The sequence below is a fragment of the Leptospira saintgironsiae genome, from assembly GCF_002811765.1.
In the GTDB taxonomy this organism is placed as follows: domain Bacteria; phylum Spirochaetota; class Leptospiria; order Leptospirales; family Leptospiraceae; genus Leptospira_B; species Leptospira_B saintgironsiae.
The window spans coordinates 458,297-470,441 of record NZ_NPDR01000001.1; the positions used below are offsets into that span (position 1 = coordinate 458,297).

Annotated in this window: 8 protein-coding genes and 1 pseudogene; 5 read left to right on the forward strand and 4 right to left on the reverse strand. The window is 37.2% G+C overall.

Going from position 1 to position 12,145, the window contains the following annotated elements:
• Both CH362_RS02165 and CH362_RS02170 read left to right on the forward strand, forming a co-directional pair.
• Complete coding sequence (locus CH362_RS02165; RefSeq protein WP_244280453.1) at positions 1-1,620, forward strand: LIC10124 family lipoprotein; 1,620 nt, start codon at positions 1-3, stop codon at positions 1,618-1,620.
• On the forward strand, positions 1,620-5,192 hold the full coding sequence (locus CH362_RS02170) for a tetratricopeptide repeat protein (RefSeq protein ID WP_100708702.1): 3,573 nt from the start codon (positions 1,620-1,622) through the stop codon (positions 5,190-5,192). Before CH362_RS02165 ends, CH362_RS02170 begins: the two co-directional genes overlap by 1 nt.
• Positions 5,193-5,194: 2 nt before the next feature.
• On the opposite strand, the gene trmB is transcribed toward CH362_RS02170, so the two are convergent.
• A complete protein-coding gene (gene trmB / locus CH362_RS02175) occupies positions 5,195-5,848 on the reverse strand; it encodes a tRNA (guanosine(46)-N7)-methyltransferase TrmB (RefSeq protein WP_100708703.1) in 654 nt (217 codons plus the stop codon).
• 49 nt (positions 5,849-5,897) lie between these two features.
• Between trmB and CH362_RS02180 the strand changes: the two genes are divergently transcribed.
• From CH362_RS02180 to CH362_RS02190, 3 genes are all read left to right on the forward strand, one after another.
• Positions 5,898-6,836: an MBL fold metallo-hydrolase gene (locus CH362_RS02180; RefSeq protein WP_100708704.1), complete on the forward strand. Its 939-nt coding sequence runs from the start codon at positions 5,898-5,900 to the stop codon at positions 6,834-6,836.
• Between the two features lie 79 nt (positions 6,837-6,915).
• Complete coding sequence (locus CH362_RS02185; protein WP_208859514.1) at positions 6,916-7,275, forward strand: PilZ domain-containing protein; 360 nt, start codon at positions 6,916-6,918, stop codon at positions 7,273-7,275.
• 77 nt (positions 7,276-7,352) lie between these two features.
• Positions 7,353-8,057 carry a hypothetical protein gene (locus CH362_RS02190; protein ID WP_100708706.1) on the forward strand — a complete coding sequence of 235 codons (705 nt, stop codon included), beginning with the start codon at positions 7,353-7,355 and terminating at the stop codon, positions 8,055-8,057.
• 3 nt (positions 8,058-8,060) lie between these two features.
• On the opposite strand, the gene yihA is transcribed toward CH362_RS02190, so the two are convergent.
• The 3 genes and pseudogenes from yihA to CH362_RS02210 form a co-directional block, all read right to left on the reverse strand.
• Positions 8,061-8,735 carry a ribosome biogenesis GTP-binding protein YihA/YsxC gene (gene yihA / locus CH362_RS02195; RefSeq protein WP_100708707.1) on the reverse strand — a complete coding sequence of 225 codons (675 nt, stop codon included), beginning with the start codon at positions 8,733-8,735 and terminating at the stop codon, positions 8,061-8,063.
• A 15-nt stretch (positions 8,736-8,750) separates the two neighbouring features.
• Positions 8,751-10,003 (reverse strand): annotated as a pseudogene (gene tilS, locus CH362_RS19520) (tRNA lysidine(34) synthetase TilS).
• 2 nt (positions 10,004-10,005) lie between these two features.
• On the reverse strand, positions 10,006-11,934 hold the full coding sequence (locus CH362_RS02210; protein WP_100709239.1) for a GAF domain-containing SpoIIE family protein phosphatase: 1,929 nt from the start codon (positions 11,932-11,934) through the stop codon (positions 10,006-10,008).
• Between the last annotated feature and the right edge of the window lie 211 nt (positions 11,935-12,145).

Below are 12,145 nucleotides of genomic sequence, written 5' to 3' on the forward strand. Positions count from 1 at the left end.
ATGGGGAACAATTCATTTCGTAATCTTATTATATTCTCTCTTATTACGAGTTTTGGGCTTACTTGCTCCTCAGTACAGAAGTTAAACGAACCTTCTAAGCTGATACAAGAACCGTATTACAAGCCGATAGGCGACTCAGAGAGTGTATTCATTTTTAGAGAATCTGACACTGATTTTCGTGTTCGTAAAGCGGGGCACGAAGTCCCGATCTTAGCATTCTCTCCTATCGAATATCCTAAATCAGTGGATAAAAAATTAGCCTCTTACTTCGAACAGGAGATTAGTTTGATATGGAAGGATGTAAAATTTTCAAACGCCAAAATTTCTCCTGATGTTTGGAAAAACAAATCTGGACTAACCCAAGAATTAAAATCCAAAGATGTGGATGTTTTAGTTTTAGGTTCAATAACTGAATCAGATACAGGTTGGGCTTTCAAATTTGAATTAAAAGATTCTGTGGATGCAACATCTTATGGAGACTTTGAACTTTCTTTCAAACGTCCCGTTTCCACCGAAGAAGTAGGAGCTTGGAGCCAAGCTATCTTCTGGAAATCTTCAGATAGAGTTATTTCGTTAGAATCTAAACAAACTACTGTTCCAGTTTGGGATAGAAAACCTGACCTAACTAGAATTAAGGAAATCGTAAACTCTTCTATCAAAGGAACCTTAACAGTAAGAGCTTCTTCCGGCGATACAGAGATCCTCTGGAAAGGAAAGTCATTAGGAAATACTCCTCTGACTGAGATTCCAATCCAAGAAGGGATCCAAGATATTCAAGTTGTATTAAAAGGAAAAAAACCGATCACTAAGACCATCCAAGTAAGAGCGGGCAAAAAAAGTTTCCTTTTCCAAGAATGGGAAGAAGATCGTACATTAGGATCTGCTAAAGTAATTACAGTGCCTAACGGACTTTCCGTTTCATTGGATGGTTACAAACAGGGAGAAACTCCTTTCTTTCGCAGCAACTTAACTCCTGGCGCTTATCAGTTGGAGCTCCTTAAAGAAAGCGCAGATGGTGCTTATGTATATTACGAAGGTATCTTGGATGTAAAACCGGATCGTTTGGTAGAATTAGCACTTCCTTATTTCGGATATGGATTATTGTCCGAATTAGAATTCTGGAAACCATCCGGAGAATTTGGATTTTCTCCTTTCGGTCCGAATGGGCTTGAATTCGCGAAAAAGAAAAACTTAGCTAATGGATGGAACGGAGTGTATTCTCTTCCATTTATTCCAGAAGAGTTAGAGATTGAAGGTTACTTCTTACTTCCTGTAGATCATGGAGATGGTTCGGTAGCTGTGACATTCCACTTGAATGGTCTTTCTCTTGGGGTTGTAGCAGGAAAGGAGAAGGTTTCTATCTTCCAATTTCCTTCTGATGGAAAAACACTTAGCACATATAAATATCTGGATGTGGACAAAGATATTGGCCGCCCATTCTCATTCAAAACGGATTTAAAAAACAAAAAGCTGTTCCTATACTTAGGAAGAGACGTTGTTTGGCAGGGAGATTTGCCTGCGGGAGGGCTCTGGACTGTTTCCGTTTTAACCAGAGGAGAAGAGTTTAGGGAAAAAACTCCCATTAAAGATCTGAAGATTCTCTATAAGGGATATAAGTGATGAATCGTATATTTTCTCGTTTTATAATATTCTCTATCGTTTCGTTTTTTGCGGTACAATGTGCTTCTAAAGATTTCAGAAAATCGAATTCCCAAGATGCAATCTTAGAAAAAGATATTATCGCTGCTCAAAAATTAAAGCAAGCATCCAAACTGATTAACGAAGGAAACTCGGCTTTCCAAAAAGGTAAATTCGAAGTTTCCCTTTCTAAAGGTAGAGAAGCTGTAAAAGCGTACCCCACTGCAGAGGGTTATTACTTGATCGGTTCTTCTGAATATCGTTTAGGTAAAACGGAAGATTCTTTGAACTCTTTGAAAAAAGGAACGGAGTTAGATCCAGAGAATGAGCAAATTCTCTTAACTCTCGGTATCTTATATACTTCTCAGGGAGCAAATAAGGATGCTTTGGAAGTTTATTCTAAATTAGAAAAACTTCCTAAGGTAGATGGAAGCGCTTATACTTTCAAAAAAGCTGTTTTATTAAAAACAATCGGAAGATATGATGAGGCATATTCAGCTCTCAAGTCTATTCCAGAAGATAAGTTTAAATTTAAGGCTCAATTATACATGCAATTGGGAGATACCGCTGTCCAGGTAAAAGATTATGAGGCTGCAGAAGCATATTTTGAGAAGGCAAGAAGTGCAGATCCGGAGCTGGCATCAGCAAAACAATCTGCCTCTGCAACTAAAGTAGCCGGTCTATTAGAAAAAGGGAATGCTGCTCTAAAGGCAAAAAATTACAGAGAAGCAGTACAATTTTTTACCTCAGCGACTCAATTAGATCCTAAAAATCCTTCTCCTTTTGTGTTTTTAGGAAATGCTAAAATACTTTCTAATGATACTGATGGCGCCATCAAAGCATTCGAAACTTCTTTAAGATTAAAGGCAGACTATTTAGAGGGATACTCTGGACTTGCATCTGTTTATAGCAAATCTGGGAATAATCCAAAAGCAATTTCTGTTTTAGAAAAGGCCATTCCATTCTTCCCTAAAAACGCAAGTATCTACAACCAAATCGGTTTGAACCAAAAGTCTTTGGGCGAAAATGCAAAGGCGATGGTTTCTTTTAGTAAGGCACGCGAGTTAGATCCGAATTATAAGGAACCTGTTCTGAATTTAGTGTATCTTCTTGCTTCTGAACATAGATACAAAACTGCTAAAAACGAATTGGAAACTTTAAAGCCGGATGAAGAAACAAAGAAGGTCGCCGCTTTCTTAGAATCTTCAGAGTTGATCCATGAAGGAGATTTACGTCTTCGTAAGGGAGATACTAAATCCGCTAAAACTTATTTCGATCGTGCGAAAGCAAAAGATCAGGATGACCCTGGCGTTTATACTGCTTATGGCCGTCTGTATCAGATAAGCGGAGATGCAAAACTTTCAGAGCAAAATTATCTAAAAGCTCTTAGTCTTCAAAAAGGAAATCTTCCTGCACTTCAGGGTTTGATCCGTCTTTATTCTGCTCAGAAAAACCAATCTAAAGTAGCTCAGTACACTAAAGAATTGGAAGCGATCACTGGAAATGATCCTCTTTCTGGGATCGTACTCGCTAGAACTTACGAAGATAAAAAAGAATTCGATAAGGCAGAAAATACTTATAAAAGTTTAATGAAGAAGTATCCGGACAACGAATCCATTCAGTTCCGTCTGGCTTTTCTTTACTATAAGATCGCTTTAGAAGAAAACGAAAAAGCAAATTATGATTCTGCAAGTTCTTGGTTAGCAAAGGCTGAGAAATTGACGAAAGATCTTCCTGAGATCGCAGAAGCAAAACAGACGATAGATCAGAACAGAAAGTTCTCTGAAGTAGTTCCTACAATCCAAAAGGCAAATCGCCTATTCGATAATAAGTCTTACGAAAAAGCAGTTCCTCTTTACCAATCCGCGTATGATAAAACTAAAAAGTTAACTTTATATATTAAAGTAGCTGAATGTTATCTTGCAATGGGAATGGAAGAGAAAGGAATTTCTCTTTTAGAAAATTCTCCGGAAGCTTCTAAAAATCTTGCCGCTCAAGAAGCAATCTACGCCTTCTTACTTAGAAAAGGAGAAGTGGATAATGCGGAGAAAGGTTTCCAAAAGATCTTAGAGAAAAAACAGGATTCTTATTATAGCCATTATCAGCTTGGAATTATAGCTCTCCAGAAGAAAAAATTTGATACGGCAATCGAGTCTTTCAACCGTTCTTGGTTATTAAATCCTGAGTTTACTGCCTCTCGAATCGGTAAAGGGATCGCTTATTATAATCAGAACAAGAGCAAAGAAGCCAAAGAAGAATTCGAAAGCGCCATGAAGGCGGATTCTGAAAATGAATTGGCTCCTTACAATATCGGGATCGTTCTTTTTAATGATAATCTCCTGGAACAATCAGTGGAGATATTCAAAGAAATTATAAAAAAGAACCCCGATTTCCCAGATGCACATTTCCAACTTTCTTATATCTATTTTAAGAAAGGAGATTTGGAAGCAGCAGATTCAGAGATAGTAAAAGCTCTTGAACTCGAAAGAGATGAAAAGTTTTTACATGCACGTATCAGAATTCTTTCTGAATTAAAAACAAGAAATCCTGCAAATGCAGAATACAAAAGACTGGCTATAGAATTAGGAAGAGAACTCGCGGAAAAATATCCGAATTCTGCTTATTCAAGCCAAGCAGAAAGACTTGTTCTTTCTGATTCAGATACCCCTGTAATCTTACAACCATTCCCGAATCGTGGATCTTTGATCGGGGTTCCAGTTATCATCAACGATCTATTATTGATGAATTACGGAACTTCTATCGAAGCTCTAGATAAAAACAGGGCGATTCGTCTTTGGAGAATCACAAGTACTAAACCTTTCCGTAATGTTCTAGCGGATCGCAGGGTTTACGCATTTACAGATAGAAGTTTAGAAGTTAGAGATCAAAACTCCGGTTCTGTTTTCCAAACAATTAATCTTCCAGGAATGTTTAAGAAGGCAATGGTTTCTGGGGATCGAATTTTAGTAGAAACCGAAACCTCTGGAAAAAGAACCTTAACCAGTTATTCAGATACTTTCGAAGAAAATAAATCCATTCCTTTGGATTCTAAATCTTGGTCTGCATCTAAAAAAGGACAAGTGTTCTTAGTTCAATCTTCCTCCAAAGAAGATAAGATCCTATATTCAGATGCAAAACTAAGCAAAGATGTAGATTCTGCTTGGACTGGAACTACAAATCCAAGATTGCTCGGAGCTACTGAGGATGGAACATTCTTCCGAACTGATAAAGAGATCGTATATGTTTCCGGAAAAGGAAAAGCAACAAAGACTGAAATTTCAGACAAATCTGCTAATCTTTTTAGCGTAAGAGGAAATTCTCTTTGGTTTGCTGGTAACGATAAAATTTATCGTGTGGACGCTGATTCTTCCAGCCTGAAAGAGATTAAAATTTCAGATAAAGAAGTAGAAGGTCTATTACCAGGCAAAAAGAAAGATGTGATCGTATTATATAAAGATAATACTGCAGTCAGGTATGATGAAAAGGGAGAAGCAGTCTGGACTTATAAATTAGTTCAAGATTCGGACAATGTTTACTCTTTATTGTATCATTAAGATCAGCTAGAAACTTTGATCCGATCCAAATAATAAATCCGGGAGCCAGCCTCCCGTTTTTCTTGTTCAAAATGGGAGATTGGAAAGTTTGCTCTTTGGAGAGAAAACTCCGAATGGATCGCTTTAAATCTAGGATCATCTTTAAAAAAGCGAATTCCTTTGCGCGCATAAGGGCCGTAGTCCGTAGCGAAATGGAATTCTCCTCCAGTCTTCAATAGAATATGGATCGTATCTAAAAATCTTGGATTTAAGGTTCTATGTTTATGATGCCTACGTTTAGGCCAAGGATCCGGGAAATTTAAAAGTATCTCGTCGAAGATACCTTCTTCAAAAATTTCTTCTAAAAACCAATTGAAGTTCACTGAAAGAAGTTTAACGTTCTTGATATTATGTTCTTTCAGATCACGGATTGTTTTACGTAAACGATCCGCCTTCTTTTCCATAAGAATAAAACCGGTGTTTGGATTCGTTTTAGCTAAGGATACAGCGACTTCTCCCCAGCCTGAACCAAGCTCTAGATAATATGTCCCGAATTCTTCGGAAAACAAATCGTTTTTTTTTAATTTACTTCCGGGGTTTAATTTTAAGAAATAATCAGAGGTAAAGGGTATTCTAGTAGCGATCTTCCATTGTTTTTCACGAAAATTCGATGTCATCGCTGAATACCTGCAAATACCAAATCTCTTAGTTGTCTAATTTAATACAGTGAAAATAAAATTATACGGAGTAAGAGGATCTCTTCCTACTCCGCTTTCCGGTTCGGAATACAGAGAAAAGTTAGAAAAGATCCTAGAGTCCGCTCATAAGGAATTCAAACATAAGAACGGAACCTTCTCCGTATCTACGTTCTTACAATCTTTAAGCCCGGAACTGTTACATCCTGTGGGAGGAAACACCACTTGTGTATATGTTGAATCTACAAAACGCCAGAAATTAATTATAGATTGCGGTTCCGGAATGAGAGAACTGGGCAACGATCTTTTGAAAGAAGGTATAGCACAAGGTGGCACTATCAAAATTTTAGTGACACATACCCACTGGGATCATATACAAGGTTGGCCTTTTTTTAAACCTGGATACATTCCAAATGTCCAAGTAGATTTTTATTCTACGATTTCGAATCTAAAAGAAAGATTTGATCGCCAGCAAAATCCTGAAAACTTTCCGATCACTTTGGATGAGATGATGTCAAAGAAAACATTCACTCTTCTACAAAGACAACAAACAGTTCAAATTGGCGATTTTAGAGTAACTCCTTTCCTTTTAAAACACCCAGGCAATTGCACTGGGTATCATATAGAAGAAAATGGAAAAAGTTTCTTATTTTGCACAGATGTGGAAGTAAGAGAAGAAGACCTTTCTGAATTCGAACATTTACGTGCTAAATTCGGAAGTCCTGACATGTTGATCATAGATGCCCAATACAGTTCTGAAGAAGCAGACCGTAAGATCGGTTGGGGTCATACATCTGGTAGATTAGCAGTTCGTTGCGGAGAAGTTCTAGGTGTAAATAAACTGGTTTTAACTCATCATGAACCTGATCATCCGGACGAAGAAATCATACGAATGTTCAATCAAGAAAAACAATCCACTGCTCTTTCAGAGATCGTACTAGCTAGAGAAGCAGATATCTTTCATTTATAAGTTTATTTTTTAAAAGAATCTTAGCTTCAAAAGAAATCTTCTTTTAAATCTTTTCTTAGTACAGTATGCTCTCCCGGCTATGCAAAGAACAGAGATCGGGATGAATCCTTCTCAAAAGGTAACACCTGATTTGCCAGCGGATCAAAGATTTTATACAAGGTTCCGTAAAGACAGTCGGGTTAAACTATTTGAGGGAGGAAATTGGAGTGAAGGTGTTTTGGTAGATATATCGATGATAGGAGCTTCTATTCTTTCGGATGAAGATTGGAGTCCTGGTAAAAAAGTTACCATTATGTCACCTATGTTTACCTGTGAGATACCAGGAGAGGTTATTCGTAAAACTGTTAACGATATGGGACAAAGATATGCGATAGTATTTCACGATCTTTGTGACTCAAGCATACTTGAGATTCTCAATAAGATAGCTCATTGCAGATAACGTTTTTCTATTAAGTAAAGGGAATTTTTTTCCAAAGCTCTAAACTCAAGGCTTGCCAGGCCGACATTTATAATAGGATGAACCTGGGAGTTATACAATCTTCTTCCATGATGGAAAGACCGAAAGATACTTCGGTTAAGTACATTGGTCACGGGCAACTGGAAAGTGCGCCTCAGGCTAGTTCTGTACTCCATGTTATTTCTCATGAGCTTGCACACGTTGCAGAGTTTCGTAACGAAGCAATTCGAGATAATGCTGAGCTTCGATCGATAGACGTATCTATAGAATACGAACTTAGAGATGGGAAATTAGTGGCTGTTGCCGGAGAAACCAAAGCAACTACAGTCAAAAAGACCGAAGAAAAGAAATCCAATCTTTCAACTTTAAATGAAGAAGAAGGTGGGAATTCCAACAAACAAGCTGACTCTGCTAAGAAGAAGGAAGCGGCTTCTCATTCTGATCTTATATCTGATAAAGAATGGGAACTTATGTCCGAGCTAAGAGATATCGATCTAGAATTGAATCGATTAGATAAAAATCAGGTATCTTCTCATGAAGATCCTCAAAGAAAATCGGAAGACGAAGCTCGTCGCCACATGGAACTCATTGAAAGAAAACGTAAGTTGGAAATGGCATTAAGCCAAGAAAAACTAAAAGCTCTTCTGGAAGAGACTTTAAAGACAATCCAAGAACTAAATCAAAAACAGATACAATTTGCCGGACAAGTATATTACGGAGATGCAATTAACTCCGCCGGAAATCTCTTAGAAACTCACGCTTAATTCTTAACCTTGCTCGTTGATCTCTTGCGGGATCGTATCTTCTTCCATTGGAGGAATGATCAAAGATTTCATCATATTCTCTATAATCTTTCTGAGCTCTGGCAGCCCTTTTCCGTATTTAGGAGAAACAAAAACGATTTCTAACATAGGATATAATCCTTGGATGTTTTTCATTTTTTTTCTGAGTTTGGAAAGTTCGGACTGATTGAGTTTATCTACTTTAGTACGGATTAAAACAGGTTTAGTTCCTTTTTCGAAACAAGTACCGATCAATTCTAATTCTTCGTCAGGCAATTCTCTTTGAGCATCTGATAATAAGAATAAACATTTTAGATCTTTAGCTGAGTTCAGATAATTCATCAAAAGATCCATCATTTGCTCATGTTCTTTATGAGAATTTGCAGAATAACCGAAACCAGGCGTATCCACTAAAAATAAGGATTTAGAGACTAAAAAAAAGTTAAGAAGTTTAGTTTTCCCCGGAGTTGCAGAAACTTTAGCTAAGGATTTTCTTTCTACGATTGCGTTTAACAATCTGGACTTCCCTGAATTGGAACGGCCAGCAAATGCGATATGAGGAATACCTTTGGAAGGGACTTTAGAAGCATCTGCATAAGAAGAAAAAAATTTTACTTCTCTAAAGAATGGGTCCGGCTTTAATTCTTGGAGTTCTTCCATAAACCTCTGGACTCTCTAATCTTGTTGGAAATCATCCGATCGAATATCATCCAAACGGGCATCCCACATACGAAGACAAACCAATACAGTTTTCCCCTCCCGTTTTAGAATGGGTAGCATTTTTCTGACCGGAACCGGAATCTCTTTCTCTCTAAGGATTTCGGAAACGTCTCGATGGATTCCTCCAAGCAGGATTTTTTCTCCTTCTCCGTCGTTAGACGGCTCGCAATTTTTAGGGATCTTTTTTGTCTTACCATTCCATTTCAAAAAGAAAGAGTCAGAGTTATAGCTGAACGGTTTCAAATAAGAAGCGGTTTTGGGTAAGATGTACAAATCTGACGAAACACTTTTCCAAAACCAAACTTCTTTGTTTTCGAGAGAAAAAGAAACTTTTCTGTCCAGGTTATGAAGAAGGTCCGTAAGAAACTGAGAATTCAAAGGATGAAGGCCTAAACTTTTTAAATGTAAGTCCAAAACTTGTTTACAAATAGATGCTGGCTCTTCTTCCAAAATACGTCTGGATAATGTTCTAATCTCGTCTTCGTTTACTTTGTGGTTTGTAGTTCCGCTTCTAGGAGTATCAGAATCGTGAAAATTATGAAAAATTTTATCTGGGTCTGCTCCTTCTTTTAAAAGTACAGGAAGAAGTTCAGATCTGATCCTATTCCTAAGATAACGTGAAGAAGAATTGGATTCATCTTCGAATATAGGCCAATCCGCTTTAGCTAAAGCAATTTTACGAGCCTCTTCTCCGAATAATAATAATGGTCTGAATCTATTATTCTCTAAAACTCCTAAGGTGCGCAGAGAATTCCAGCCACCGCCTCGAATGAGTTGTAAAAGTACTGTTTCTAAATAATCTTCTGCATGATGGCCAGTTGTAATATAACCGCCTATCTTTTCGGATATTCTTTCTAGGTCCCTAAATCTAAGGACCCTTCCCGCTTCTTCTAAACTTAGTTTTGTCTTAATTGCAAACTTAGGAACGTTTTTTTTTTAAAGGTGGAAGTAGGAGCTATAGATTGAATGTATTTTAAGATATCAGATTCTTGTTCTGTATTATCACGGATAGAATGATCCAAATGGTAAATTGTAGGAAAATGGGAGATTAGATTTTTATTATGAAGCCAAATATAGAATTGAAGAAGTAAGGAAGAATCTTTTCCGCCAGAAAAAGCAATCACTGCAGGTTTACTTTTCATAAAGTCTTGGTAGTTCTTTAATTTCGACCAGGCAGACTGAAAAATGGATTCTAAGGTTTCGTTCATTTCTATTTTAAGCGCTTTGCGCCTATTAAAGTAATATCATCTGTCTGTTCCCTTTCCCCAGTAAAGTTTTTTATCCTTTTTAAGACGGTTTCTAAGAGAAGAGGAAGACTTTCTTTTCTAGCATCAAAAACACATTTATGAAGTCTTTCCATTTCGAAAAAGTCTTCGGAAGGATCCATCGCTTCCCAAACTCCATCTGTGAACATCAGGAAAAAATCCCCAGGTTCTAACTGAAATTCTCCACTATTCTCGAAATTGTCTATGTCGGGATCTATTCCTAAAACCACTCCACCCGTTGGAATTTCCTCTAATCGATTTTCCTTTTTACGATATACTAGGATATTTCCTTGGCCTCCTCCACTGAATACAAAACGGTTTTCATTTTGATCCCAATGAATGATGGTCAAAGACATGAAACGAGGAGATACTATATCCTTAAAATAATTTTGATATAGATAGGTATTAACTGTTTGTAAAATTTCCCAGGTACTTGGATTTTTTCTGACTAGAGAATGGATCACCGTTCTAACAGTTGCCATTACTATTCCGGCCGGAACTCCTTTGCCGCTTACATCACCGATACAAATATAAGTTTCTTTGTTTGTAGGGTGTGTTATAAAGTCATAATAGTCTCCACCTACTCCAATTGCAGGTACCATGATCCCTCCGAATTCATAATTCGGGTGATCTGGCATCTTTCTAGGAAGTAATGATCTTTGTAAGTCTCTAGCGATCTCTATTTCTTTATCTAATCTTTCTTTTTCCGCTCTTTGATGAAATAAGTGAAAGTTTTGGACTGAGATCCCTGCTTGGACCGCAAATGCATTTAATACATCTATTTCTTCAGGGCTCCAGTGTAGTTCTTCTTCTTTGGCGAGAAGTATCCAAATCTCTGAGTTGTCTGAACGTAATACAGGTAAAATTGCTAAATGTTTTTTCTTTCCGTTACTGCCTAGGGTTTTCCATTCTTTTAGATCTATAGAGTCCATTAAGATGGCGGATTCCGTAGGTTTTTTAAGTACGTTCCATTCTCCTTTCAATGGAACATTCAGTTTGATTTCTGGCGCTCTTGGACTTCCTGTGAGTATATGTCCTTCCGTTGAGATTGTTTTTCCTGACTCGTCTATTTTTCTTTCTAATAAAACGTAAAGATTACTTTCGGAAAATTCAGTTAAAGAAAGAAGGATAACTCTGAAAATTTCGGTTCTATATTTGAATCCTAAACTACTAAGTTTTAAAGCAGCAGAGTGAAGATTCCTAAAATTCCTTGATTGAGTTTGAGAGACTTCAAAAAGAATTCTGTTTTTTAGAGTGGTGGCAAACTGGCTTGCGATTAATTCTAGAAAGTAACGATCCTTCTCCGCTTGGACGGGATCGTCCTTTTCATAATCTACATTAATTAATCCTAATACTTCTTTTTTGAGATGGATTGGAACGGAAAGTTCCGATTCTACTTTGTTTACTCGACCGTATTGTCTGATCTGCTTATGAGGTTGTTCATCAAATCTATAATATACTGATTTGCAAGTCTCGATCGCCTGCCCTAATGGGCCGTTTTGTTCTCCTTTTTTGATCTCCATCCTAAAAGCTAACTTTTCTAGAGCAGGACCTTTTTTATTCTTACAAGATTTTACTAAGATACGATCCAATCTCGGTTCATACACCATGACTGATATCCCTGGAAGATTCAATTTTCTGAATGCTAGGTTGGTAAAATTTTGGAGAAGATCGTCCAGGTTCGGACTAGTATTAAAAAGAGAAAGAAATTCTAATAAGATCTCGTTGGACAATGCGTGAACTTCTGGAGGTTTGATCCTATTTCGTTTTCTTTTTTCTAAGATCCATTCCCTTCCACAGGTATTACAAAGAAATTTTCCATCTTTGAGTTTTCCGTCTGGAAGATAAAATTCTCCGCAAAATACGCAGGACATCCGGAGAAAAATAGTAAAGAAAATGTTTACTAGAGGAAAGACGTTTTCATCTAACTTCAAATAAAATCATCAGCTAACGAGAATTCGTTCTAAATTTTGAAAATTGACCTCTTCTAAAATTTGTAAGTATGTCGAGCATTCGTGATATTATGTTACTCGGAACGGCGAATCCAAATTGATTCTGATACAATTACTGTATTCTTTCCTGGAA

Coding starts and splice junctions, on each gene's coding strand:
- yihA (WP_100708707.1), bottom strand. CDS start 8,735: ATGGAAGAACTCCAAGAATTAAAGCCGGACCCATTCTTTAGAGAAGTA.
- CH362_RS02210 (WP_100709239.1), bottom strand. CDS start 11,934: ATGTCCTGCGTATTTTGCGGAGAATTTTATCTTCCAGACGGAAAACTC.
- CH362_RS02190 (WP_100708706.1), top strand. CDS start 7,353: ATGAACCTGGGAGTTATACAATCTTCTTCCATGATGGAAAGACCGAAA.
- CH362_RS02185 (WP_208859514.1), top strand. CDS start 6,916: ATGCAAAGAACAGAGATCGGGATGAATCCTTCTCAAAAGGTAACACCT.
- CH362_RS02170 (WP_100708702.1), top strand. CDS start 1,620: ATGAATCGTATATTTTCTCGTTTTATAATATTCTCTATCGTTTCGTTT.
- CH362_RS02165 (WP_244280453.1), top strand. CDS start 1: ATGGGGAACAATTCATTTCGTAATCTTATTATATTCTCTCTTATTACG.
- trmB (WP_100708703.1), bottom strand. CDS start 5,848: ATGACATCGAATTTTCGTGAAAAACAATGGAAGATCGCTACTAGAATA.